Genomic DNA, 24626 nt, shown 5'->3' on the forward strand with positions numbered 1-24626 from the left:
TCTTTTCCGGAAGGTGAACTTCCTTGCCTCCGCCGAGGAGCATGGCTCTGACCTGCAACAATGATCCAAAGCCGTTACGGGTCGGCGTTCCGGGTGACTTTCTAGATCATCCGATGAGGCTCTCCGGCCTTTTGGCGGGCTTTACCTCGAACATTGGCTGTCGAGGTTCCTCATGAGGCATTTTCGGCCTCCTCTGCCGCGCCTATGGCCGGAGGGCCTCCGGCTCAGGACATCCAGGACATCAGGGAGCGATGGGCAGCTGACGCTTGTGGTCGGTGAGGCGGTAGCGGCGGACGATCGTGTCGAAGGCCCGCTCGTCCACCGGCTTGCCCTCCAGGAAGTCGTCGATGTCGTCGTAGGTGACACCGAGCGCGTCCTCGTCGGCCTTGCCCGGGTCGAGGGTCTCCAGGTCGGCCGTCGGGGTCTTCCACACCAGCTCGGCGGGTGCGCCCAGCGCGTCCGCGACGGCGCGCACCCGGCGCTTGGTCAGGCCCGTCAGCGGCACCAGGTCGGCGGCGCCGTCGCCGAACTTGGTGAAGAAGCCGGAGACCGCCTCGGCGGCGTGGTCGGTACCGACGACCAGGCCGTCGTGGGCGCCGGCCACCGCGTACTGGGCGATCATGCGCTGCCGGGCCTTGATGTTGCCGTGCACGAAGTCCTGGTGGTGGGCGTCGCGGAAGCCGACACCGGCGGCCACCGAGGCCTCGAGTGCGGCGTCGCTCGCGGGCTTGATGTCCACGGTCAGCAGGTGGTCGGCCCGGATGAACGAGAGCGCGAGCTGGGCGTCGTGCTCGTCGGCCTGGATTCCGTAGGGCAGCCGCATCGCGTAGAACCGCGCCTCGTGCCCGGCGGCCCGGGCCCGCTCGACGGCGAGCTGGCACAGCCGGCCGGCGGTGGTGGAGTCGACGCCGCCGCTGATGCCGAGCACCAGGGAGCGCAGACCGGTCGAGGTCAGCCGCTCGGCGAGGAAGGCCACCCGGCGCTCGATCTCCCGCTCGGCCTCGAAGGTCTCGGAGACCTCCAGTTCCCGGGCGATCTCCTGCTGCAGGGCGATGGACGCCGGCTCGCTCACGTCTGCTCCTCGGTGCGCTTCACGATGTACTGTCGCGCCCACCCTAGCCGGGCCGTGTTCGAGCAGGTGGATGCGGTTCCTGCGGTGAGCGCGAGCGGGCGTGCCGGGGGCGTGCACCGGGAGCCGGCCGGCAGGGTGCCACCCTTCCGGGGCAGCAGCTCGAACATCCCGCGGCGGTGCTCGGTCGGGCGACGCTCCGGGGTCCGGTGCGGTCTGTCCTGACGGTCAGGAAGCGGAACCGCCGATGCCGGCGTCGGCCCGGGGCAGCGCGATCGAGGCCAGGAAATCGTCGAGCATGGCGGTCTGCACGTCCTCGGGGAACCGGCCGGGGTCGAAGAGGGCCTGGACGACGAGTCCGTGGGTGAACGCGACGGCGGTGGCGGCGAGTTGCTCCGGGTCGGCCGCGGCGGGGAGCTCGCCGAGGCGGCGCGCGGCTTCGAGGTGCGGCCGGATCGCTGAGCGCAGCCGCGCGTAGCGGTCGGCCTGGTCCGTGCCGAGAGCGTCGTCGGCGAGGGCCAGGTCCCAGGAGCTGACCCAGATGCGGTTGCGGGCGGTGTCGTCCGGCGTCAGCGGCAGGATGTCCAGCAGCACGGCCCTCAGCGCGGCAAGGCCCTCGGTGGGGCGTTCGCGCCGGGGGCGCTCCGCGGTGCGCTTCTCCAGCAGGTCCAGGGCGTGCGCGATCAAGGCCCGCTTGGTCGGGAAGTAGTGCATGAGCATGCCGGTCGAGACGCCCATGGCGGTGGCGACGGCGCGCAGCGTCAGTCCGCCGAACCCCTTGTCGGCGAGCACGTGCCACACCGCCTGGGACACGTCCTCGCGGCGGGCTTCACGGTCTCCGGGTGCGGGAGGCATGCTGCTACCTTACATACCGAACGCTTGTTACGTACCTCTGCCCCCACCTCCGCACCCTGCCCTGGAAGGTGTCCGTGTTCGCACTGCCGCTCGGCGACAACGCGCAGCTCCGCCCCCTCGAGCCCCGGCACGCGCAGGAGTTCCTCGCCCACATCGACCGCGCCCGGCCCCATGTGGACCCGTGGATACCCTGGGCGACCCTCAGCACCGACCTCGCCTCCGCCACCGCCGTCCTCCAGCGGTACGCCGACGGGCAGGCCGGGGACACCGCCCGGATCTACGGGATCTGGCTGGACGGCACACTGGTCGGCGGCGTCATGTTCACGAAGTTCGACGCCGCCTCCGGGGTGTGCGAGATCGGCTGCTGGCTGGAGGCGGACGGGGCCGGCCGCGGGCTGGTGACCCGGGCGTGCCGGACGCTGATCGACTGGGCCTTCGAGGAACGCGGGATGAGCCGCGTCGAATGGTGGGTCGCGGCGGGCAACACCCGCAGCATCGAGGCCGCGCGGCGGCTCGGCATGACCCGCGACGGTGTGCTGCGGCAGCGCTATCCGTACCGGGGCACGCGGCACGACAGCGAGGTCTGGTCTGTCCTCGCCGACGAGTGGGGCGCCCCCGCGTCCGGCGTCAAGGCCGAGCTCGACCGGCTGATGCGCGCCTTCCTCGGCGCGTTCACCAACACAGGTGGCACCAGTCCGAATGTCGGCGTCGTCCGCGAGCTGTTCATCCCACAGGGCACGATCATCAAGAACATCGGGGGAGAGCCCGTGGTCCACGACCTCGACGCGTTCGTCGAACCCCGGCAGAAGATGCTCACCGACGGGACGCTGACGGAATTCTCCGAATGGGAGGTCGCCGAGCGGACCGAAATCTTCGGGTCGATCGCGCACCGCTTCAGCGAATACCGCAAGTCCGGCTTCCTCGACGGCGAGTGGTTCGAGGGCGCCGGCCGCAAGACCACCCAGTTCGTCCGGACGCCTGCCGGCTGGAGGATGAGCTCGATGGCCTGGGACGACGTGTAGGACGTGCATTCTCGACGGCTGCGGCCCGGCACCGGGAAGTTTTGACAAGCCTGCCGGCCCGGTCGACAGTGAAATCAGGTCTCGGGGCTCCGCTGCGCGTTGGGGCGTGTGCGATGACGATACTGAGCTTGCAGGCACGGGACTATCTGGACGACGTTCCCCTTCCGAATCTCGATCTCGAAGTGGTGCTGACCGTCGTCGCCACCTGGCGGCGACTGGTCCCGGACATCGACGTATCGGACGACTTTCAGGACGACCTTCCCACCCCGCCCGTATTCCTGGCCGCACGAGGGCCGGGGGGCCGTGTATTCGAGGAAGAGCGGGACAGTGAGGCCCTGGAACCCGAACCGGGTGTCACGGACGGGTTCGGCAGAGCCGTCTTCGAGTGGCCGTATGCTCCCGGGGCGCCACTCTTCGAGGCGTTTCGCCGTATGCGCCTGCAGCGGCCGGGGGTTTCCGCGGTCTCGGTCTTCGCCGAGTTCGGTGTCCGCAGCGCCCTGGGAGGGCGGATCGACTCCACGTCACTGCCGGACAGGGCGGGAGAACAAGACGTCGTCGCGGCGCAGGTCGTCTTCGATCTGGCCGAGACCATCGTCGGGCACACGACCGAGACCACGGCAAAGCTGTGGTTCCGCTCACATGTCGAGCCCCTGCCCGACGACTTCCGCGCACTGTGTGAGGTCTACCCGCGCCGGGGGCGGGAGACGGGTCCCGCAGTCTTCTCCGAGGACATGCGGTTCGATCCCCTCTGGGCGGACACGGCGACCGTCGAGGTGACAGGGCTCGAACCGGAGACCGACTACGAGTACGTGCTCGCACGGGTCTCGCCCGAAGGCACCTTCCTGCGCATGGCCGGCGGGTCGTTCCGTACGGCAGCCGTCGCACCGACGGTGCTGAGCGTCGCCTTCGCCTCATGTCATCAACCCACGGGGACGGCAGACTCCCTGGATCGCTGGCAGGAACTGGAGGAGTCGTCTCCGCGGCACGACCTGCTGCTTCTCATGGGGGACCAGATCTACGGGGACCGCGTCGCCAAACCGGCACCGAACAGCAGCGACATATGGTTCGACCGGTACGCGGCCCAGTACCAGCGGTACTGGCGCTATCGGCCCGTCCGTGATGCGCTGCGGCACCATCCGACCTACATGATGCTCGACGACCACGACGTGGCGGACGACTGGGGAATCACCTTCGCGGCGGACACCATCGGCTCCGCGGACGACCAGAGGCGTGTCTTCGCAGGGCTGCGCGCCTACGCCGCCTGCCAGCAGGCTCACGGGCCACGTGGCCTGGACAAGGAGAACTGGGCGAGCACGGACGCGGTCGACTATGCGTTCCGGCGGGGGCCGGTCGCCTTCTACGTCCTCGACGACCGCACTCAGAGGGGACGCCCGGCAGCGGGCACACCGGTGCTCGGCACCGGTCAGCTCGACCGTCTGCGTGACTGGGCGTTCCGGGGGGATGCGCAGACGGCCGATGTCGTCGTGCTGGTCGCGCCTGTGCCGTTGGCAGTGGGCAACACCGAGCGGGTCGCCGCGATGATCAAGGATCCGTGGGGCAAGGGCGGCACGGAACTTGTTGCCAGACTCGTTCAGGAGTACGCGCCGGGTGGCCGGCTGCTGCGGCCCGCCGTCTCGGCACTCGGCTGGTTCCTGAGCCTGTCGCCCGTGGGCATCCTCGGCCAGATCCTTGTGGAGGAGGACGCCCTCGGACCCATACGAATCCGTGACGGTGAGGTGATCGAGCCGGATCTCGCCGACCAGTGGAACGACAAGGACAACCGGCCCGACCTGACGGCGGTCCTGGACGTCCTGTTCGACCTGGCGAACGACACCGGCAACCAAGGCGCCCGCCCACGAGTCGTCATCGTGCTGGGCGGCGACATCCATTCCGGCGGCATCCACCGGATCACTTCGAGTTCGCCGCGCCACCGGGCGATCCCTGAGATCTGGCAGTTCGTGTCATCGCCCGTATCTCATGAGCCCACCAGCATGAACGAGCTGTTCCGTATCGCGGGGGGAAACAGGTTCCACCTGGCATTCTCGTCGGACGGAGAGTACAGGGCCGAGTGGGCGGTCGCACCGCTCGGCGAACGGAACTACGGCAGCCTGCTGATCAACCGGGTCGACCCGCAGAGACGCCGCTATTGGCTCACCGTGGTGATCCGCGGGCAGGACGACTATCTCCTCAAGGAACTGGCCTTCGATCTGGAGAATCCCGGCCCTCCCGTGTCCCCGTGGCCGCAAGCGCCCATCGGGCGTCTCATCCGGGACACGCGGCGCCACCCGCTGTAGCCCTCCAGGCTGCGCAGGTGGCGGCTGATCGTTCGTCTGTGGCGTGACTGTGACAGGGGATTGTGGTGTGCGCCACGGCGGGGCGTGCTCCAGGCCTGGTCGAATCGGCACATGCTTCGTGTCTTTCGCGTTTTTCCCCTCGCCCTCACGGGTGTCCTGCTGCTCACGGCGTGCGGTTCTCAGACGGCGGGGTCGGGGGATGCCGGCCCGGCGCGGGCGCAAGGGGGCGGCTCCCGTTCTCCGGGCTCTTCCGGTGAATCCTCGTGCGGGGACCGGGCGTCCGGCGCGGCCTCCGCGCCCGGCTCATCGGCCGTACCGGGCGGTGCTGTCGGCGAGTCGGGCAAGGGCGGCGTGAGGATCACCGATGTGAGCCAGGGTCCGCTTCCCTGTGCCGGGTTCGAGGTCACCAATCACAAGAGCGAACCCTTGACGTACACGATCACCTTCACGTTCACGTCGGATTTCGGTGAGGCGCTGGAGACGGCGAAGGAGTCGGTGCTCTCGGTCGGGCCGGGGAAGACCGTGAAGGGCACGGTCACCATGAGCGAGCGCGGTCCGGGCGCCCGGAACATAGCGGGTGTGCGGATTACGAAGGTGAGGAGCGTCCCCGCCGCCGAAGCCCCGTCCCGAGGGGGCGCCTGCCCGTCATCGGGAGTGCACCTGTACTCGGATGAAGGAGACGCCGCCATGGGGCTGCGCGTCGTGGGGATCCTGCTGGAGAACTGCGGCACTCGGCCCTACCGGCTCAACGGCTACCCGCAGCTCCAGCTCCTCGACGGGGACCACCGGCCCGTGGACGGCGTGAAGATCCTCCGTGGCGGCAGTGCCATCGCGACCGGAACCGGAGCCGACGGGGAGCCTCGGCAGCTGGTCCTGCAACCCGGCGAGCGGGCGCACTCCGGTCTGGTCTGGCGCAACACCACCGGGGGCGGCGACGCCGTGAACGTCCCCTACGCGAGGGTGCGGCCGCAGCCCGGTGCTCCTGCGGTGATGGTGACGCCCGAGCTCGACCTGGGCATGACGGGACAGCTCGGCGTCGGCCCTTGGAAGAAGGACGAGACGCGCGCACCGGGCGGTGGTGGCACGTCCGGTGCGCAGGCGCCTGACAGGCCGTCCGCTCCGAGGCCGTGAAGGGGGATTCCCCGTCCCGGTGCTGCCCGGGGAACCCGGCGCTTCAGTGCAGGATCTTCTCCTTCGCGCGGCGGAATTCCTCGTCGGAGATGTCTCCTCTGGCGCGGATCTCCGAGAGCTTCATGAGCTCGTCGGCTTCGCTTCTGCGGCCCGTACCACCGGCCGTCTCACGGATGTAATGGTCGACCGCCTCCTGTTGCGCCTGGAGGTGACGCCGTTCGCGGGTGCCCATGCTCCGGCCGCGGGCGAGGACGTAGACGAAGACGCCCAGGAAGGGCAGCAGGATGGTGAGGAAGAGCCAGCCGGTCTTGGCCCAGCCGCTGAGGGTGTCGTCGCGGAAGATGTCGGCGATCACACGGAACAGCAGGATGAACCACGAGACCCACAGGACTATCCAGAGGACGGTCCAGAACGCGCCCAGGAGTGGGTAGTCGTAGGCCAGATATACGTACTCGTTCATGATCGGGTCCTATCGGGTCCTATCGGGTCCTATCGGTCTGTTTTCTTCCGTGCCCTCCACGGTGGAGGCGGCGCCGAGTACCGCGAGGACGGCCAGGACGACGACGGCGATGCCGAGCACGAGGGCGACGCATGCCGCCGTGGGGTAGTTCCAGAGGACGAGGGCCACGACCGCTGCCGCGATGACGATGCCCGTGGTCCAGCGCCGGTGCGTCTCCAGCCAGTGGCCCGTGGCACCGGTGCGCAGACCGGAGTGGGCCATGGCCCGTCCGGTGGCGCCGGTGCCCCGGGAGGCCGCCGAGCGGATGAACCGGGCGCCGCGTCCGGGACCGTAGAGATAGCCGGCCACTGCCGCGATGACTGCCGTGATGAGAACCGTGCGCGTGCTGTTGCGCAGGAAGCGGACGAAGGTGTCGTAGATCGAGGCGGCCGCGTCCGGGGGCAGGGTGGTGGTCGGGACGGAGTCCAGATAGACGCGCCGTGCGATGACGAGCCCCAGGAGGAGCAGCACCATCATCACGCCGATGCCGATGGCGGCGACCATGAGCGTCACCCTGTGCGCGGGTGCCGCCCACACGGCGAGCGCCGCCAGGGCGATCACGGTGACGGGCAGCCAGGTCCCGACGACGTTGAGCAGACGCATGGTGTCCTGGGCGTCGTCGAGCTTGTCGGTCCGGAACAGGGGGATCGTCTTGTCGACGTCGGGGATGTTCGCGGCCTTCTCGTAGCCCTCGTCGACCAGCTTCTCCTGCACCTTGTCGACGACGGTTCCCAGGTCGAGGACGACGGTGTCGCCCTTGGCCTCCACGGCGCTGCTCCCCTCGCCGGTGAGCGTCTTGACGACGGCTGCGTGGGCCCGCCGGTTCGCGCCGTCCCACAGCTGCGCGAACTGGTCGCTCGTGACGACCTTGTCGACCACGGTGTGGACGGCCGTGGTGAGAGCGTTCTTGATGGGGCCGGCGAGGAGGTGCGACTTGTCCACGATCGCCGGGGGAGCGTCGGTCTTGGCCAGCGCGTTGCTCAGGGCGTCGGTGATGCCTTTGACGTCGACGTTTTCGACCACGCGGGCGGTCAGCCGGTCCGTGACGGCGTTCTGCACGGACGGGTCCTTGGCGAGGGGCGCGACGGTCTGGACGTAACGATCGGTGTCCGAAACCTGGCTGTTGGCCCAAGCCGCCACGACCGCGAGCGGCGAGAGCACGAAGGCGAGCACCAGCAGGACGGACGCCGCGGCGTAGCGGAGTCGGCGGTGGTGCAGGTTCTCGCGCTTTCGAAGGCGCGCGTAGTCGCGGCGTTCGCTGGGGGTCAGCGGGCCGTCGTGGTACGGAGGGCCGGAGCCCTGCGGGCCGAGAGCGCGAGGCGGATCCATGGCCTGCTCCCTCCTGCTGGGCGTGCGGCGGCCTGAACGGATGCGTGCCGATGGACCCCCGTCGGTCCCATCGGCGCCTGCCGGTCGCCCCTGCCGGTTGCCCGTGCCGGGTTGCTCGAAAGGCTGATCTACGCTGATCTACACGGGCAGACTGACCGCTGGGCGCGGTGGACCGCATCACCCGTAGCGGATGAGCCGGGCGCCGTCCGTCATTCGGGCAGGCGGCGCATCTCCTCCACCTTCAGGCCGAGGGCCTGGAAGCGCGCGAGGAGCCCGTACAGGTGGGCCTCGTCCGTGACCGTGCCGAAGAACAGCGTCTGCCGCGGGACCGGCTCTGCTGCCAGCTCCGGGAAGGCCTCGGCCATGAGACGGGGAACGCTGCCCGTCACACGGAACTCGTAACGCATGGTCGAACCGCTTCCGCCGTCGGGGCGCACCGTGGTGCGTGCAGCACGCCACTGATGACAGCGTGGGCGAGTCGGGAGCCTGCGCCACCACCCGGAACAGGTGGAACGGGGGGACGGGGGGAACAGGAGGGAACGGGGGAGAAGAGGCCGGAGTCAAAGGATGTGCAGTTCCCGGCCTCGCTCCACGGCGTCGCGACGCCGCGAGACGCACAGCTTCCGGTAGACGCTCCGCAGATGGGTCTTCACGGTGTTGACGGAGAGGGTGAGCTCGTCGGCGATCTCGTCGGCGGACATCATCTTCTGGACGCACAACAGCACGTCGCGTTCACGGCTGCTGAGGGGCTGGACGAGAACGGGGGCCGGTTCGTCTCCGTGCGTGCTGAGCCAGGCTCCCCGGTTCCGTGCAGGACCGGAACTGCCCGCCGTGTTCAGCAGGTGGCGCAGCCAGGGTTCGGCTTCGGCGAAGGGCCGGCGCAGCCGCTCGGGCCGGGCAGCGTCCAGGGCCCGGTCGAGCAGGCGCTGAGCAGCCGTCCGGTCGTCGGCCAGGAGCGCGGCACGGGCCCGTAGCAGCTGGGCGTCCACCCGGTCCGGCCGGCTCAGGTCCGGGGAGGCCTCGGCACGGGCCAGCAGTCGCAGGGCGCGGTCGGTGCGTCCGGCGGCGAGGTGGGCGCGGGCCAGGGCGACGAGGGACGCCGGGCCGTCGGACCGGGTGCCGTGTACGGCGGCGACGGCGGCCTGGTGGTCCCCTCGGGCCAGCGCCACGGCCGAGCGCGTGAGCGCGACCCGTTGGACGGACCACGGCGCGCCGCCCGTTCCCGGGCGGGGGAGGGCGGTGAGGGCTGCCTCCCGGCGACCCCGGGCCAGTTCCAGGCGGGATCGCAGCACCGCTGCTTCGGTCGCCAGGACCGGGTCTTCGCGCACGTCGGGGCACGCGAGGGCCTGTTCGAGCCGGCGTTGGGCGACTTCCTGGTCGTCCCGTTCGAACGCCACCACGGCCAGGGCGACGTAACCGGCGCCGGATCGGTGGTCCGGCGGTGCGCCGTACTGGTCGGCCATCACCAGTGAGCGCAGCGCGTGATCCTCCGCCGAGGTCAGGGAGCCCTCGGCGCTCTCGGCCAGTGCGAGCAGGCCGAGGGACAGGTGCCGTACGGGGAGCGCCGCCTCGGTCGTACGGGCGTCGGCGGCCCCGGTGGCCTCGGCGGCGCCGGTGGTCCCGGCGGCCCCGGCGGCCTCGGTGGAAAGGCGGCGGGCATCGGCGAGACGGCCGGAGCCCAGGAACGCCCGGGCGAGCCCGTACAGCCTCAGCGCCTCGATCTCGGGGTGCGCCCGGAGGCGTTCGAGTGGCACCTGCCTCATCAAGTTCGAGACGGCCTGTGCCGATTCCTCCGCTCCCTCCTCCACCTGCGAGGCGCACAGCAGGTGCAGCAGCGCGCGGGTGAGCCCGACCTCCGGGGCCGGCTCCGCACCGTTCCGCTGCAGGTGCCGTTCGGCCACGGCGAGGCGCTCGTGGCAGCCGGCGCGGTCATGCTGTGCCAGCCGGCACGCGGCTGCTACGAGGGCGGGTTCGGTCCCGGCCACGGAGGGCGGCATACGGGAGAAGGCGCGCTCGGCACGTCCGGCCTCCGGAGGGGCGCACAGGGTCCCGACCATCAGCTGATGAACGGCCTCGGAGGCGCCGAATCGCCAGTCCCGGGCTTCCGCGGCGTGCTCCAGCGCCTCGATGGTGCGGCCCGCTCCGGCCAGCCACCGGGCGGCGCGGGCGTGCAGCCGCGGTGCGAGAGCGGGATGCCGTATGCGCAGCTCGGCGCGGAGCACGTCGGCGAACAGCGGATGGACCCGGCACCAGGACGTGCCGGGGACGGGGTCGACGAAGGCGTTCTCGTGGGTCAGCCTGGCCAGCACCGCCTCGGCGTCCTTGCGCCCGGTCAGTGCGTTCACCAGGTCCGGGTGGAGGCGGTCGAGGACGCTCGCGCGCAGCAACAGCTCTCTGGTGGCGGCGGGCTGGGCGTCGAGCACCTCGGCGCTCAGATAGCCCGAGACCGCCTGCTCGGAGCCGGTGAACGAGCGTGTGAAGCCGGCCGGGTCGCCGGTGCGCTGCATGGCCAGGGCGCACAACCTCAGACCGGCGGCCCACCCTTGGGTGCGCTGCGTCAGGGCACGGACCACGTCGTCTGTCGGCTTGAGGCCCTGCCTGCGCAGCAGGGCGGCCGCCTCGTGCGGGGCGAAGGCGAGGTCGGCGCCGCGGATCTCCGTCAGCCGGTCCTCGGCACGGTAGCGGTGGAGCGGCAGCAACGGGTCCAGCCGACTGGTCACGACCAGCCGCAGCAGCGGCCCGCAGTGTTCGAGGAGGTATTCCAGACCGGCCGGTACCCGTCGGCCCGCCACCTTCTCGAAGCCGTCCAGTACGAGGACCACGGGTCCGGGCAAGTGCTCCGTCGCGGCGGCGAGCCGGGTCAGCAGGGAGGTGCCGACGCTGCCCGGGCAGGCGGGCGCGGTGATGCCGTCGGGCAGCTGCCGGGGGAGCGCGCGTCGCAGGGCCTCCACGACGTAGCTCCAGAAGACGCCCGGTGCTCCGTCGTACGAGTCGAGCGTCAGCCATGCCACGGGGCCGGGAGGCGAGCCGTCCCGTACCCACGCGGCGGCGAGGGTGGTCTTCCCCGCGCCTGCGGGACCGGTGATCAGGGTGATCGGCCCGTCAGTGCCTGCGCCGAGCCTGTCGCGCAGGCGGTGCCTGGGGACGTGGGCGCGAAGGGCGGCGGGTACCGAGAGTTTCGAGGCGAGCAGGGGGTCGCCGGACCAGGCCAGTGTCGTTCCGCGCCCGTCGCCGGAGAAGTCACCGGAGAACGGGGCATCGGTCGGAGGCATCCGATCACCACCGTGCTAGACCGCTCCTCTCCATCTTCACCACGTTCCACCGTTGATCGCACACGGACCCGCTCCGGGTTCCGGCCGGTCCGGATCTCCTGAGCAGCAGGGCGACACACCCTGCCGAAAGCGTCGAAAACGCCGCCCCTTCGCCGTGCGGTTCTAGAGTGCGATCAACCCGATCAACCCGATCAATTCGACCAACCCGGTCAATTCGATCAAGCAGCCGCTCGCCCGTCACCGGGGCGCACCAGAACGCGGAAAGGCGCAGGCGTGAAACGATGGCGGGCCCTGATCGTGCTCGGGACGGCCCAGTTCCTGATGGTGCTGGACACGTCGGTGATGAATGTCTCGATCAGCACGCTGGTCGAGGACTTCGACACCGAGGTCACGGCGATTCAAGCGGTCATCACCCTCTACACGCTGGTCATGGCCGCATTCATGATCACCGGCGGGAAGCTCGGCGACGCGTTCGGCCGCCGCAGGGCCTTCGCGGTCGGGCTGATCGTCTACGGAGCCGGGTCCGCCGTCACCTCGGTGGCGCCGACGCTGTGGGTGCTGGCGGTCGGCTGGTCGGTGGTCGAGGGGCTCGGTGCCACCCTCGTCCTCCCGGCGCTCGCCGCGCTCGTCGCCGGCGCGTACCGCGGCCGGGAACGGGCGGTCGCCTACGGCGTCATCGGCGGGCTGGCCGGTGCCGGCATCGCCGTGGGGCCGCTGCTCGGCGGCTGGGTGACGACGTACCTGACCTGGCGGCTGGTGTTCGCCGGCGAGGTCGTGGTGGTCATCGCCATGCTGTGCGTCATCCGGTGGATCCCGGACGTCCCGCGGGAGCCGCGCACCGCGCTGGACAAGGGAGGCGTCGCGCTGTCCGCGGCCGGGCTGGCCCTGGTCGTCCTGGGCGTGCTGCAGAGCAGCTCCTGGGGATGGCTCAAGCCCCGTAACCCGCCCTTCACCGTCTTCGGCTTCTCCCCGACCGTGTTCGTCATCGCGGCGGGGGCCGTCGTGCTGTGGCTGTTCTGCACCTGGGAACGGCGGCAGCGGGCGCGGGGGAGGGAACCCCTGGTGCGCCTGTCGCTGTTCGGGGTACCGCCGTTGCGGTCCGGACTGACCATGCTGCTCTGTCAGAACCTCGTCCTGCTGGGCCTGTTCTTCATCATCCCGCTGTACCTCCAGGTGGTGCAGGGCTTCGACGCCTTCCAGACAGGACTCCGGCTGCTGCCCGTGTCGGTGACCATGCTGCTGTCCGCCATGGCCGGGCCGCTGCTCGGCCGGGTCGCGGCACCCAGGACCGTGGTGCGCGGCGGCCTGCTGGTGCTCGTGGCGGCGCAGGTGTGGCTGCTGGCCACGATCGAGCCCGACATCGACAACCTCTCCTTCGGCCTGGCGATGGCCGTCCTCGGCCTGGGCATGGGGCTCCTCGCCTCCCAGCTGGGCAATGTCGTGCAGTCCAGCGTCGGGGAGGAGGAACGCAGCGAGGCGGGCGGTCTGCAGTACACCGCGCAGAACCTCGGTTCGTCCCTGGGCACCGCACTCATCGGCTCCCTGCTGATCGGTGCCCTGGTCCATGCCTTCACCACGCAGATCGACGACAACCCGAAGATCTCGGACGCGGCACGCCGGCAGGCCGGCATCGCCATGGAGGCCGGGGTCAGCTTCGTCAGCACGGACCAGGTGCGCGACGCCGCCGCACGCGCCTCGCTCCCGTCGTCCGAAGCCGACGCACTCGTCGACTCCTATGCCTCGGCGCAGCTCGACGCCCTCAAGGCCGCCGTCCTGGCCGCCGCGGCCGTCACCCTCGGCGCCTTCCCCTTCACCCGCCACCTGCCGGCCGAACGGCTGACCGGGGAGACAGGGACGACGGAGAGGACGGAGAGGACGGAGAGGACGGGGAGGACGGGGAAGAAGACAGGGGAGACCGGGCGGTGAGCGTGGTCCTGCGGCCCATCGGGACCGCGACCGGTCTCGTCCTCGCCTACTACCTCCTCCCCCTGGACAAGAAGTTCGAGGGAAGCAACGCCGTGGGCCTCGTCCTCGGCCTTGCCGTCGTGGCCGCCCTCTTCACCTGGCAGATCCGCTCGATCATGCGCTCCTCCCGGCCCCGTCTGCGAGCCGTCCAGGCGCTGGCCACCACCGTGCCGCTGTTCCTGCTGCTCTTCGCGGCCACCTACTACCTCATGGAGCAGACCGGGCCGGGCAGCTTCAGTGAGCCCCTCAACCGGACCGACGCCTTGTACTTCACGCTCACGGTCTTCAGCACCGTCGGCTTCGGCGACATCAGCCCCCGCACCGAACCGGCACGGGTCGTCACCATGGTGCAGATGGCGGGCGACATCCTGCTCATCGGCGTCGCCGCCCACGTCGTCGTCGGGGCGGTCCAGCACGCCCTCGCGCGCGGGAACGCCGACGGGCAACCGCCTGCTGCCGGGCCGTCACCGGGGTCCGGGAGCACCGGCCGCGGGTAGGGAACGGTCCCGGCCACGGCCCGCCGTGAACGCGAGCTCCCACAGGCGCCGCCAGTCCAGCCGCGGCCGCGCCTGCGGAACCCCCGGACGGTGCCGGGGAACCCGTACCCGGAGCGCACCGGGCTCCGACACGCAGCGCACCGGAGCGGGGAGCGCCAGCGCCTCGCCGTCGATGCCGACCTGCACCTCCGGCCGGTCCGCGTCGACGACGATCTCGCCGGAGGTGAGGGCCACCAGGCCGGGCGCACGCCTGCCGCGGAGCAGATCGGCGGCCTGCACCGCGCTGTCGACCTTGACGCTCACCAGCCCCAGCACTCCGCCGTCGAGCCGGTCGCGCCGGCCCAGCCCGGCACGGTCGCCGACCCGGTACGGGTTGTTGCTGACCAGTACGGCCTGCGGGCCGTCGACGGTCACCGCACCGGCGGCGCGGACCGTGAGCCGGGGGCCGTGCTGATGGGTCAGCACGTCGGGCAGCAGCCGCAGCAAGGTGCCGACCTTGTCGTCGCGGTACGCCGGGCTCTGCACGACCTCCGCGTACGCGCCGAAGGACGCGTTGTTGACGAAGACGCGCCCGCCGACCCGCCCGAGGTCCACCCGGAGCTCCACCCCGTCGGTGAGCGCTTCCAGGCTCCCGGACGGGTCCTCGCGGTCGAGCCCGAGGTCCAGGGCGAAGTGATTGCGCGTCCCGGCCGGGATCACCACGAACGGCACCCCGTGCTCGGCCGCCACACCCGCCACCAGCGCCTGCGTACCGTCACCGCCTGCCACGCCGAGCAGGTCCGCGCCCCGGGCGAGGGCGTCGCGGGCGAGCTCGGCGACGTCCCAGGAGGGAGTGGAGCCGAGGAGCACGACTTCCGCCCCCAGCGCCTCGGCCTTCTCCTTCAGCCGGAAGCGCCCCACCTTCCCGCCGCCCGAGCGAGGGTTCATCAGCAGACAGGCGTGCCCGGGCGGCGGAACGGGCCGGCCGGGAGCCGTGGCGGCGGGGACGGCTTCCGACCTCAGCGCAGTCCAGCCGGCGACGGCGGCCAGCGCCCACAGCGCCAAGGAGACGAGGACGAGCCAGAGCAGCTGCGCCGCGACGTACGACGCGAGCACGGCCACCGGGGCCGCCACGGCCAGCACCAGGGCGAGGCTCCTCACCAAGCCCCGGCGCGTCAGGGCCCACCACCCGGCCGCCGCCGAAACGACCAGGCCGGCCAGCCCCACGGCCACCAGCACCACGCTCTTGAGCCCCGCGGCGGACAGCAGGAGCACCACCGCACCGACGGTCGCCGCGACCGCCAGGCGCGCACACCAGCGCTGCCTCGCCCCTCCGCGGGCGGCGGCAGGCCTCATAGGGCCATGCTTCATGGGACCACGCCTCATAGGACCTCCAGTCCCTCAGAGACCTCCGGCCCTCGCGGCCCGGACGGACTCTTCACCCATGGTCGCCGCCCGCCGGAGCACCACCCTCACCCGGAACGGGTGAGGCAGGCCCGGCGCACCGGACCCACAGTAGGACTGATGAACGGCGGCGGACGTACCACCGAGGGATCACGACCGGCCCGTACGGCCGGGTCGGCGACGGTGCAGGCCCAGGCGCTGCTGCCGATGATCTGGGCCGATCCGCAGCACATGCCCGAGCAACTGGCCCTCTTCGCGGTGAGGCGGTTCGGGCCACGGGCCGACGCCTACGTGGCCCGCCGGAAGCAGGCCAAGCCCCTGGCCGGGGCCGACGAGCTCCGCGGGGACGTCATCGCCCACGGAACGCGCCTCACGATCGCCGACGGCGCCGTGCTGGGCGGGCCGTTCATGATCACCATGCCCGTCAGCTTCGTCGCGGCCCTGCTCTCCCAGGCGCAGATGGTGATCGAACTGGCCGCCCTCGCCGGACACGACCCCCGGGGCGAGAACCGCGTCGCTGACCTGCTGGTCCTTCAGGACGTGTACCCCTCGACCGAGGCGGCCGCCAAGGCGCTGAGCGAGACGAAGCGCCACCCGCCCGGGGGCCGGGGACGGCTTCCCCGGCGGACACGGTGGTCGATGATCGTCAGGATGGCGGCGCTCCTCGGCATCGTGGGCGGGGGCGAGAAGCGCAGCCGGCTCCAGCAGGTGGTCTCGACGGCCCTGATCGCGGCCTTGTTCCTCGTGGGCATGGTGCTGCCGCTGATCTGGGTGCCCGCACTCGCGGTGATCTACCGGCAGAACACCCTGCGGCTGGGAGCCAAGGCCGTGCGGTACTACACCCCGGACGCCGCGGAGCAGCGGGGCGGACATCACAGGCGGCTCGTCCGTGTGCCCACGGCAGCGGGCGTCGCCGCCGTACTGCGGTTCCTCGCCCTCGCCGTCGCACCCTTCGTGGTGGCCGCCGTGGCTGCCGTGGCGGGGCTCCGGCTGACCGGCGGGTTCTGGGGGACGTGCCTGCTCGTCCTCGTCGCGGTCTCCCTGTTCGCGGCGGGCGTCTGGTTCGTGCACCGCCGGTCACGCCGGGGACGAGGAGGGGACGAGGAGTGAGGGAGATGGCCTCGAGCACGAAGGAACCCCAACTGACGCCGGGCGAACGCGCGGCGCGCGGCAAGGCGGCCCGCGGGCGGATGCCGCGCTCGGCCCACGCCGGGTTCGAACCCCGGGCCGACCGGGCGGACCCGGTGGAGATCCTCGAACGGCAGAGCGCCGAGCGCGTGCCGGAACTCGTACCGATCCGCTACGGCAGGATGCTGGAGTCGCCTTTCGCCTTCTACCGCGGCGCCGCGGCCGTCATGGCCGCGGACCTGGGCGCCCGGCCCACCACCGGGATCGAGGCGCAGCTGTGCGGAGACGCCCACCTCCTGAACTTCGGCCTGTTCGCCTCACCCGAGCGCCACCTCGTCTTCGACGTCAACGACTTCGACGAGACCCTGCCCGGGCCGTGGGAGTGGGACGTCGATCGGCTGGCCGCCAGCCTGGCGATCGCGGGACGGGAGAACGGCTTCCCGGGGAAGCGGCGCGCGGAGGTCGTCCGCGGCAGCGTGCGGGCCTACCGGCAGGCGATGCGCGGCTTCGCCGAGATGCGCAACCTCGACGTCTGGTACGCGCACTTCGACGCCGAACACCTGCGCGTGCTGTTCGCCGACCGGATCGGCAAGCAGGATCGCCGCCGGGTCTCCCGGGCGCTGGAAACCGCGCGTCACCGCGACCACCTGCACGCATCCCAACGGCTCACCGTGGTCGTCGACGGAGCCCGGCGGATCGCCGCCGATCCGCCCCTGCTCGTCCCGCTGAGCGACCTGCTGCCCGACGACCGGCGGGCCGAACTCGAGGAACGCCTCCGCCTGCTCGTCGAGCAGTACGGCCGCAGCCTCGCCTCCGACCGCCGGCACCTCCTGAGCCGGTTCCGCATGGCCGACGCCGCGCGCAAGGTCGTGGGCGTCGGCAGCGTCGGCACCCGCTGCTGGATCGTGCTGATGCTCGGCAGGGACGACGACGATCCGCTGTTCCTGCAGGCCAAGGAGGCGGGCCCGTCGGTGCTGGCACCGTACGTGCGTCCGAGCGCGTACGGCAACGAAGGACAGCGCGTGGTCTGCGGACAGCGCTTGATGCAGGCCGTCGGCGACATCCTCCTCGGGTGGGAGCGTGCCGAAGGGATAGACGGGCGCCGACGAGACTTCTACGTCCGGCAGCTGCGTGACTGGAAGGGAAGCGCCCGTCCCGAGACCATGTCGCCGGGGCAGCTGCAGCTCTACGGGGAGCTGTGCGGTGCCACCCTGGCCCGCGCCCACGCCCGTTCCGGCGACCGGATCGCGATCGCCGCGTACCTGGGCGGCGGCGAGGCCTTCGACCGGGCCGCGGCCGAGTTCGCCGAGGCCTACGCCGATCGGAACGAGCTCGACTTCCGGGCGCTCGACGAGGCCGTACGCCGTGGCCGTGTCGCGGCCCGGCGGGCGTGACGCGTCCGTGCCCGCCGGGCCGACGTCTCCGATGTCACCGGCTCTTCCGCCGGCCTGACGTCACCGGTTCTTCCACTCGGGCAGGACGTGCTCGTCGGCCACCACCCTGTCGGCCACGCTCTCCCGCAGGGACGGGCGGCGGGCCCGGGCTCGCTCGTACCACCGGCCATACCGGTCGGCGAGAGGAACGGACGAGACGCCGTGCAGGAGGATGCCGAGCCCGACGGTGACGGCGACGACGGTGCCCATGAGCCGGGCCTCCGGGACCTTCTCGGCCGCCACGAGCAGCCCGAGGACGAGGGAGGGCAGGCCACGGGGGCCGAACCATCCGGTGTAGGCCAGGGTGGGGGAGGACAGCCGGCTGCCGGCGAGCGCGAGGGCGGTGGGCAGCATGCGCACGGCCGTCAGGCTCAGCACCGCGTAAATGACGATGGGCCGGCTCAGGTGCTGCAGGGCGGGGCCTAGCAGCACCGCGCCGAAGACCAGGAAGGTCAGCGAAGCCAGGAGCGCCGCCAGATGCTCCACGGACTCGAGGGTGTCGTCCTCGGCGTCCTCGGCGTCCCCGGCGTCCTGAGCGTTCGCTACGACTTCCGGCGGCGGTCCCGCGCGCATGGCGGCCGCGAAGGCGAACCCCGCCACCCAGGCGGCGACGAAGGGACTGCCGCCCGTGGCCGCCGCGAGCGCGCCCGCCCCCGCGGCGAGGGCGAGGGGGAGAATGCGGCGCCAGTCGTCGGTGACCCGCCCGGCGGCCCACGACCTGGACAGCAGCACCCCACCGAGCCCCCCGGCCACCAGGCCCAGCACGGGGCTGAGCAGCAGGACCTGCCGGAGGATTCCCGTCACCCCCTCGTGAGATGCCGCTGTCCCGGGCAGCCCGGCGAGGAGGACGGCGAAGACCGGCAGGACCAGGCACTCGTTCAGCCCGCACTCGGCGTTGAGCCCGTGCCGCACGACCGCGGGGATGCGCCGTGCGAACACGGCGGCCTTGCCCACGGAGGCGTCGGTGGGCGCGAGGATCACCGCGACGAGCACCGACTCCCATACCGTCAGGCCCGGCAGCAGCGCCCACGCGAGCAGACCACCGCCCACGATGGTCAACGGCAGTCCGACGGAGAGGAGACGGACGGGCAGGAACCAGCCGTTGCGGAACTCCTCCGAACGGACGGTGGCGGCGTCGGTGAACAGGACCAGCGCCAGTGCCACCTCGGCGAGGGCGAGCACCGGCCCGGTGTCGCGCTCCAGATCCAGAAGCCCGAGGCCGACCGGGCCGATGAGCACGCCCGCGGCGGTGAACACCATCGGGGCCGACACGACGGTCGCGGCCAGCCGCCGGGAGACCAGCGCGTACCCACCGGTGACGGCGGCCACCGCAGCCACCGCCCACCCGCCGCCTCCTCCGCTCACAGTCCCTCCTCCGGCCCGCCGCGGCGCGCTGCGCACCGACGTGGCTCCCGCGCCGGCCCGGATGCCGGGGTGGGGCGGTCGGGCCCCTCGTGCCCGCGCGGGCGGACCTGTCCAGGAAGAGTGATCGGTACGGTGCGCCCTCCGGCACTGGACACGCGGACGCTCACCCGATGGACGCACACGGGTTCCGGGCCGGCGGATAGGACCGCTGATGCCCGCAAGGGCTGACGGACAACTGGCGATGCCACGTCCTTCAGGCGGCCGCGTCGGCCCTCCGTTCTCCCTCGGCGGCATGGTGAATGGGCGTGCCCGAGCCGGTCAGGGGGACTCCCGTCCCGCCCCGCCGGGCCGCCACGATCTCCGCCGCGATCGACAGGGCCGTCTCCTCGGGCGTACGGGCGCCGAGGTCGAGGCCGATCGGCGACCTCAGCCGGGCCAGCTCCTGGTCGGTCACGCCTGCGTCGCGCAGCCGCCGGTCGCGGTCCGCGTGGGTGCGGCGCGAGCCCATCGCGCCGACGAACGCGACCGGCATCCGCAGCGCCTCCTTCAGCAGGGGTACGTCGAACTTGGCGTCGTGGGTGAGCACGCACAGGACCGTGCGCCCGTCGACCGCGGTGCGCCGCAGATAGCGGTGCGGCCAGTCGACCACGATGTCGTCGGCCCCGGGGAAGCGGTCCCGGGTGGCGAAGACGGGGCGGGCGTCGCACACGGTCACGTGGTAGCCGAGGAACTTGCCCGCGCGCACGAGCGCTGCGGCGAAGTCGACCGCACCGAAGACGATCATGCGGGGCGGCGGCACGCTCGCTTCGACGAGCAGCGTGAGACCACCGGGGCAGTGCGATCCGTCCTCCGAGAGTTCGACCGTGCCGGTGCGGCCGGTGTCCAGCACGGCCCGGGCCTCGGCCGCTGCCGTCCGGTCCAGTGCCGCGGGGCCGCCGAGGGTGCCGTCGTACGCTCCCGTGTCGCGCACGAGCAGGAGCCGGCCGAGGAGCCCGGCCGGACCCCGGACGACCCGGGCGACCGCCACCGGCTCCCCTGCGGCAGCAGTCGACAACGCCGATCGGAACATCGCCCGCCACGGCGCGTCCGCGGCGACCGGCGTGATCATGACGTCGATGACCCCGCCGCAGGTGAGCCCGGTCGCGAAGGCGTCCTCGTCGCTGTAGCCGAACCGTTCGACGACCGTCTCGCCGTCTGCCAGCGCCTGCCGGCACAGCTCGTACACCGCTCCCTCGACGCAGCCCCCGGAGACCGAGCCGATGACCGTGCCCTCGCCGTCGACGGCGAGGGCGGCGCCGGGGCCGCGCGGGGCGCTGCCGGTGACGGCCACGACGGTGGCGACGGCGAAGTCCCTGCCCTGCCCGGCCCAGCGGTGCAGCTCCTCGGCGATGTCAAGCATGCGGTTCCCTCGTGCTCGTCCCGCCCAGGATGACGCGGTCCGGCCTGATGGGCAGGCTCCGGTGGCGTACGCCCGTCGCGTGCCAGACCGCGTTGGCGACGGCCGCCGCGGCGCCCACGATGCCGATCTCGCCGATGCCCTTGATGCCGACCGGGTCGTCCGGGTCCGGGGCGGGGTCGTCGATCCAGTCCGCCTCGATGCGGGGCACGTCGGCGTGCGTGGCGACGTGGTATCCCGCGAGGTCGGCGCCGTAGTGACCGCCGGAGGCGCGGTCCCGGACGGCCTCTTCGTGCAGGGCCATGGAGATGCCCCAGGCCATTCCGCCGACGAACTGGTTGCGGGCGGTGAGCGGGTTGACGATCCGGCCCGCCGCGAAGATGCCGAGCATGCGCCGCACCCGTACCTCGCCGGTGCCGACGTCGACGGCGACCTCGGCGAACTGGGCTCCGAAGGAGTGCCGTTCCTTCGGAGGGAGCGCATCGACGGCCTCGGTGGTGTCCGACCGTACCGTGATCCCCTGCGGCGGGATGTCGGCGCCCGGGGCGAGCCGCTCGCGCAATTCGGCGGCCGCAGCGGTGATCGCCCAGGCCCAGGAGCGGGTGCCCATCGAACCTCCGGCGATCATCGCCGGTCCGAAGTCGCTGTCCCCGATCCGCACCCGGACGCGGTCCGGTCCGGTCTCCAGCGCGTCGGCGGCCACCTGGGTGAGCGCGGTCCGTGCGCCGGTGCCGATGTCCGCCGCGGAGATCCGTACGGTGAAGGTCCCGTCCGCCTCCGCCGTCACGGCCGCCGTGGACGGCCGGGCCATCACCGGGAAGGAGGCCGCCGCCGTGCCCGTGCCGAGCAGCCAGCGACCTTCACAGCGCACGCCGGGACGAGGGTCGCGGTCCGCCCAGCCGAAGCGGCGGGCGCCCTCCCGGAAGCAGGCGAGCAGGTGGCGGCCGCTGAAGGGCAGGCCGGACAGGGGTCCCCGCTCGGGCTCGTTGCGCACGCGCAGCTCGATGGGGTCGATGCCGCACTTCTCGGCGAGTTCGTCGAGCGCCGCCTCCAGCGCGAACGAGCCCGGCGCCTCGCCCGGTGCGCGCATCCAGCTCGGGGTCGGCACGTCGAGGCGTACCACCCGGTTGACCGTGTGGTGGGCGTCCGCGTCGTACATCACCCGGCCCGTAGCGGCGCTCGGCTCGACGAATTCGTACACGGTGGAGGTGAGGCTCAGCGAGCGGTGCTCCAGCGCGCGCAGCCGCCCGTCGGCGTCGGCGCCCAGCCTGACCCGCTGTGCCGTGGGGCTGCGGTAGCCGGCGAGCGAGAACATCTGGCGGCGCGTCAGGACGACCCGCACCGGGCGCCGGAGGACGGTCGCGGCCATCACGGCGGCCACCTGATGGGTGCGGAGCCCCTTGCTGCCGAACCCGCCGCCGACGTGTTCGGACCGCACCCGGACCGAGGCCGGGTCGAGCGAGAACAGGCTCGCGAGCTCGCCCGCGACCCAGGTGGTGCCCTGGTTGGAGTCGACGACCTCGAGCCGGCCGCCGTCCCAGCGGGCCGTGGCCGCATGCGGCTCCATCGGACTGTGGTGCTCTTCGGGGGTGGCGTACTCCGCGTCCACGACGACGGCGGACGCCGCGAGCCCGGCCTCCAGGTCCCCCTTCTCGACGACGGCCGGCAGCTGGCCGTCCAAGGGGTACGCGTCCGGGCGGCCGCCGGAGAACGCGATGTCGTACGGCTCCTCCTCGTAGTGCACGACGAGCGCTTCGGCGGCCTCCCTGGCCTGCTCGGGCGTCCCGGCGACGACCAGCGCCACGGGCCAGCCCATGTGCGGCACCCGGTCGTGCTGGAACGCGGCGCAGGTCGGGTCCGGCGGAACCCCCAGGAGACCGATGTAGCCGGTGTCGACCCGCGGGGCGTTCCCGTGGTGGAGAACGGTGAGCACCCCCGGCATCGCGAGGACCGCGTCCGTTTCCAGCGAACGGATGCGGCCACGGGCGACGGTGGACAGCACCAGCCAGCCGTGGGCGAGTCCGGCGAAGGGGACCTCGGCGGCGTAGCGGGCCGCTCCCGTGACCTTGTCGCGGCCTTCCACCCGGGTGCGCGCGGTGCCGACGGCGCCCTTGCGTGCCGTTGGGGCGGTGGTCATCGGGCGGCCTCCTCGGCGAGTTCGGACAGCACCGCCACCACGAGATTGCGCATCAGCGTCACCTTGTACCCGTTGTGCGGCAGCGGCTCGGCGGCCGCCAGTTCGGCGTCCGCTGCGGCGGCGAACGCCTCGCCGCCGGGGTGCGCCCCGGTCAGCGCCCGTTCGGCCGCCGTGGCCCGCCACGGCCGGGACGCGACCGCGCCGAAGGCCAGGCGCGCATCACGTATCACGCCGTCCCGGAGGTCCAGCGCGGCGGCGACCGAGCCGATCGCGAAGGCGTACGAGGCACGCTCGCGCACCTTCCGGTAGCGGGAGCGGGCGGCGGCCGGAGCGGGTGGCAGGGTGACGCCGGTGATCAGTGCTCCCTGCGGCAGGGCGGTCTCCAGGTGCGGCGTGTCGCCCACGGGCAGGTAGAACTCGGTCAGCGGCAACGCACCCGGACCCCCGGTCGTTTCGTACGAGACGACGGCGTCGAAGGCCGTCAGCGCCACGGCCATGTCCGAGGGGTGGACCGCCACGCAGTGGCCGGAGGCTCCCAGGATCGCGTGGTTGCGGTGTTCGCCCTCGACGGCGGGGCAGCCGCTGCCGGGGACGCGCTTGTTGCAGGGTCTGGTCACGTCGGTGAAGTAGCCGCAGCGGGTGCGCTGGAGCAGGTTTCCGCCGACCGTGGCCATGTTGCGCAGCTGCCCGGAGGCGCCGGCCAGCACCGCCTGCGCCAGCGCCGGGTAGCGGCGCCGGACGTCGGGGTGCGCGGCGAGGTCGCTGTTGGTGACGGTCGCGCCGATGTGCAGACCTCCGTCCGCGGTCGGCTCGATGCGGCCCAAGGGCAGTTCGCGCACGTCGACGAGGCGGGCGGGGCGCTCGACGCCGGCCTTCATCAGGTCGACGAGGTTGGTGCCGCCGCCGAGGAAGCGGGCGCCGGGATCGGCATCGAGCAGGGCGAGGGCGCCGGAGACGTCGAACACGCGCTGATATCCGAACTCCTTCACGCGGCCGCCCCCTCGGCCGCCGTGGTCGCCGCGTGCTCCGTGCTCTCCGTCCGGACAGCGGCCGCGCGGGCGACCGCCTGCACGATCGACACGTAGGCGGCGCAGCGGCACAGGTTCCCGCTCATCCGCTCGCGAATCTCGTCGTCGGTCAGCGGGGGCGGGCCCGCTTCGGGCCGTACGTCGTCGGTGACGGCGCTCGGCCACCCTGCTGCGTGTTCCTCGATCACTCCGATCGCCGAGCAGATCTGCCCCGGAGTGCAGTAGCCGCACTGGTAGCCGTCCAGGTCGAGGAACGCCTGCTGGACCGGGTGCAGTTGACCGTCTTCGGCGAGGCCTTCGACGGTGGTGATCGCACGTCCCTCGGCCGCCACCGCGAGCTGCAGGCAGGCCACGGCCCGGCGTCCGTCGAGCAGGACGGTGCAGGCACCGCATTGCCCTTGGTCGCAGCCCTTCTTGGTGCCGGTCAGGTCGAGGCGCTCGCGTAACGCGTCGAGGAGGGTGGTGCGGTGGTCGACGGTCAGAGTGTGCTTGTCGCCGTTGATGTCCAAGGTGACGAAGCTGTGCGTGGGTGAGGGGGGTGGGGCCATGATCAGCCTTCTTTCGCGTATCCGGAGCACGCCGAGGGGCGGGCCGGCAGGCAGACGAATCAGGAGCCGAATCAGGAGGTGGAGGTCCGGGCGGGAGGGGGCGCGCTGTACGTACGTGGCGACGTGGGTCCGGGAGCACCGTAGGCGGCGGAGATCGCAAAGCCGGTGCCGCAACGGCCACCAGCAGGCCGTGTCCGCCGCTATGGTGAGCACAAGCGGACAACTGTCCGCTCATTCGGAGCGTAGTGGACAGTTGTCCGGTTAACAAGGGCGGG

19 protein-coding genes are annotated in these 24626 nt (G+C 72.0%); 7 read left to right on the forward strand and 12 right to left on the reverse strand.

The window, feature by feature from the left end:
- Positions 1-241 precede the first annotated feature (241 nt).
- Together nadE and AS857_RS14615 are read right to left on the reverse strand one after the other, a co-directional pair.
- On the reverse strand, positions 242-1072 hold the full coding sequence (nadE, locus tag AS857_RS14610; RefSeq protein ID WP_058043526.1) for an ammonia-dependent NAD(+) synthetase: 831 nt from the start codon (positions 1070-1072) through the stop codon (positions 242-244).
- A gap of 225 nt (positions 1073-1297) precedes the next feature.
- The gene (locus AS857_RS14615) at positions 1298-1924 is read right to left on the reverse strand and encodes a TetR/AcrR family transcriptional regulator (RefSeq protein ID WP_058043527.1); all 627 of its coding nucleotides are present in this window, start codon (positions 1922-1924) and stop codon (positions 1298-1300) included.
- A 74-nt stretch (positions 1925-1998) separates the two neighbouring features.
- Here AS857_RS14615 and AS857_RS14620 point away from each other — a divergent pair, with 74 nt between their 5' ends.
- The 3 genes from AS857_RS14620 (at position 1999) to AS857_RS14630 (ending at position 6371) form a co-directional block, all read left to right on the forward strand.
- Positions 1999-2946 (forward strand): GNAT family N-acetyltransferase, encoded by a 948-nt coding sequence (locus AS857_RS14620; protein ID WP_058043528.1) that lies wholly within the window; start codon positions 1999-2001, stop codon positions 2944-2946.
- Complete coding sequence (locus AS857_RS14625; protein ID WP_216823972.1) at positions 2856-5240, forward strand: alkaline phosphatase D family protein; 2385 nt, start codon at positions 2856-2858, stop codon at positions 5238-5240. The genes AS857_RS14620 and AS857_RS14625 overlap by 91 nt, the downstream gene beginning before the upstream one ends.
- Before the next feature lie 426 nt (positions 5241-5666).
- The gene (locus tag AS857_RS14630; RefSeq protein WP_245699832.1) at positions 5667-6371 is read left to right on the forward strand and encodes a DUF4232 domain-containing protein; all 705 of its coding nucleotides are present in this window, start codon (positions 5667-5669) and stop codon (positions 6369-6371) included.
- Between the two features lie 43 nt (positions 6372-6414).
- Here AS857_RS14630 and AS857_RS14635 read toward each other — a convergent pair whose 3' ends face one another.
- The 4 genes from AS857_RS14635 to AS857_RS14650 all read right to left on the reverse strand — a co-directional run bounded on the left by AS857_RS14635 (position 6415) and on the right by AS857_RS14650 (position 11471).
- The gene (locus AS857_RS14635) at positions 6415-6831 is read right to left on the reverse strand and encodes an SHOCT domain-containing protein (protein ID WP_058043531.1); all 417 of its coding nucleotides are present in this window, start codon (positions 6829-6831) and stop codon (positions 6415-6417) included.
- A gap of 9 nt (positions 6832-6840) precedes the next feature.
- Complete coding sequence (locus AS857_RS14640; RefSeq protein ID WP_058043532.1) at positions 6841-8199, reverse strand: hypothetical protein; 1359 nt, start codon at positions 8197-8199, stop codon at positions 6841-6843.
- A gap of 209 nt (positions 8200-8408) precedes the next feature.
- Positions 8409-8606, reverse strand: coding sequence for a hypothetical protein (locus AS857_RS14645; RefSeq protein ID WP_058043533.1), 198 nt, complete (start codon positions 8604-8606; stop codon positions 8409-8411).
- 153 nt (positions 8607-8759) lie between these two features.
- Positions 8760-11471 carry a winged helix-turn-helix domain-containing protein gene (locus AS857_RS14650; protein ID WP_058043534.1) on the reverse strand — a complete coding sequence of 904 codons (2712 nt, stop codon included), beginning with the start codon at positions 11469-11471 and terminating at the stop codon, positions 8760-8762.
- Between the two features lie 273 nt (positions 11472-11744).
- Between AS857_RS14650 and AS857_RS14655 the strand changes: the two genes are divergently transcribed.
- Both AS857_RS14655 and AS857_RS14660 read left to right on the forward strand, forming a co-directional pair.
- Positions 11745-13397 (forward strand): MFS transporter, encoded by a 1653-nt coding sequence (locus AS857_RS14655; RefSeq protein ID WP_079110334.1) that lies wholly within the window; start codon positions 11745-11747, stop codon positions 13395-13397.
- Positions 13394-13933: a potassium channel family protein gene (locus AS857_RS14660; protein ID WP_058043535.1), complete on the forward strand. Its 540-nt coding sequence runs from the start codon at positions 13394-13396 to the stop codon at positions 13931-13933. Before AS857_RS14655 ends, AS857_RS14660 begins: the two co-directional genes overlap by 4 nt.
- Here the strand turns inward: AS857_RS14660 and AS857_RS14665 are convergent.
- The gene (locus AS857_RS14665) at positions 13901-15268 is read right to left on the reverse strand and encodes a diacylglycerol/lipid kinase family protein (protein WP_058043536.1); all 1368 of its coding nucleotides are present in this window, start codon (positions 15266-15268) and stop codon (positions 13901-13903) included. The two genes, AS857_RS14660 and AS857_RS14665, sit on opposite strands and share 33 nt — an antisense overlap.
- Before the next feature lie 168 nt (positions 15269-15436).
- On the opposite strand from AS857_RS14665, the gene AS857_RS38890 reads away from it, so the two are divergent.
- Together AS857_RS38890 and AS857_RS14675 are read left to right on the forward strand one after the other, a co-directional pair.
- Positions 15437-16426: a hypothetical protein gene (locus tag AS857_RS38890; RefSeq protein WP_144440818.1), complete on the forward strand. Its 990-nt coding sequence runs from the start codon at positions 15437-15439 to the stop codon at positions 16424-16426.
- Positions 16427-16431: 5 nt separating this feature from the next.
- On the forward strand, positions 16432-17838 hold the full coding sequence (locus tag AS857_RS14675) for a DUF2252 domain-containing protein (RefSeq protein WP_058043538.1): 1407 nt from the start codon (positions 16432-16434) through the stop codon (positions 17836-17838).
- A gap of 60 nt (positions 17839-17898) precedes the next feature.
- Here the strand turns inward: AS857_RS14675 and AS857_RS14680 are convergent, their stop codons facing one another.
- The 5 genes from AS857_RS14680 to AS857_RS14700 form a co-directional block, all read right to left on the reverse strand.
- Complete coding sequence (locus tag AS857_RS14680) at positions 17899-19242, reverse strand: cation:proton antiporter domain-containing protein (protein WP_058043539.1); 1344 nt, start codon at positions 19240-19242, stop codon at positions 17899-17901.
- A 253-nt stretch (positions 19243-19495) separates the two neighbouring features.
- Positions 19496-20641 (reverse strand): XdhC family protein, encoded by a 1146-nt coding sequence (locus tag AS857_RS14685; protein WP_058043540.1) that lies wholly within the window; start codon positions 20639-20641, stop codon positions 19496-19498.
- A complete protein-coding gene (locus AS857_RS14690) occupies positions 20634-22775 on the reverse strand; it encodes a xanthine dehydrogenase family protein molybdopterin-binding subunit (RefSeq protein WP_058043541.1) in 2142 nt (713 codons plus the stop codon). The genes AS857_RS14685 and AS857_RS14690 overlap by 8 nt, the downstream gene beginning before the upstream one ends.
- A complete protein-coding gene (locus AS857_RS14695; protein WP_058043542.1) occupies positions 22772-23764 on the reverse strand; it encodes an FAD binding domain-containing protein in 993 nt (330 codons plus the stop codon). The genes AS857_RS14690 and AS857_RS14695 overlap by 4 nt, the downstream gene beginning before the upstream one ends.
- Positions 23761-24351 (reverse strand): 2Fe-2S iron-sulfur cluster-binding protein, encoded by a 591-nt coding sequence (locus AS857_RS14700; RefSeq protein WP_058043543.1) that lies wholly within the window; start codon positions 24349-24351, stop codon positions 23761-23763. Before AS857_RS14700 ends, AS857_RS14695 begins: the two co-directional genes overlap by 4 nt.
- Between the last annotated feature and the right edge of the window lie 275 nt (positions 24352-24626).

The sequence above is a fragment of the Streptomyces roseifaciens genome (genome assembly GCF_001445655.1).
GTDB classification, from domain to species: Bacteria; Actinomycetota; Actinomycetes; order Streptomycetales; family Streptomycetaceae; genus Streptomyces; species Streptomyces aureoversilis.

Bases quoted from the DNA above. Each gene is read 5' to 3' on its own strand.
- AS857_RS14615 (WP_058043527.1), bottom strand. From the start codon at position 1,924: ATGCCTCCCGCACCCGGAGACCGTGAAGCCCGCCGCGAGGACGTGTCC.
- AS857_RS14635 (WP_058043531.1), bottom strand. From the start codon at position 6,831: ATGAACGAGTACGTATATCTGGCCTACGACTACCCACTCCTGGGCGCG.
- AS857_RS14640 (WP_058043532.1), bottom strand. From the start codon at position 8,199: ATGGATCCGCCTCGCGCTCTCGGCCCGCAGGGCTCCGGCCCTCCGTAC.
- AS857_RS14645 (WP_058043533.1), bottom strand. From the start codon at position 8,606: ATGCGTTACGAGTTCCGTGTGACGGGCAGCGTTCCCCGTCTCATGGCC.
- AS857_RS14650 (WP_058043534.1), bottom strand. From the start codon at position 11,471: ATGCCTCCGACCGATGCCCCGTTCTCCGGTGACTTCTCCGGCGACGGG.
- AS857_RS14665 (WP_058043536.1), bottom strand. From the start codon at position 15,268: ATGAGGCCTGCCGCCGCCCGCGGAGGGGCGAGGCAGCGCTGGTGTGCG.
- AS857_RS38890 (WP_144440818.1), top strand. From the start codon at position 15,437: ATGAACGGCGGCGGACGTACCACCGAGGGATCACGACCGGCCCGTACG.
- AS857_RS14675 (WP_058043538.1), top strand. From the start codon at position 16,432: ATGGCCTCGAGCACGAAGGAACCCCAACTGACGCCGGGCGAACGCGCG.
- AS857_RS14685 (WP_058043540.1), bottom strand. From the start codon at position 20,641: ATGCTTGACATCGCCGAGGAGCTGCACCGCTGGGCCGGGCAGGGCAGG.
- AS857_RS14690 (WP_058043541.1), bottom strand. From the start codon at position 22,775: ATGACCACCGCCCCAACGGCACGCAAGGGCGCCGTCGGCACCGCGCGC.
- AS857_RS14700 (WP_058043543.1), bottom strand. From the start codon at position 24,351: ATGGCCCCACCCCCCTCACCCACGCACAGCTTCGTCACCTTGGACATC.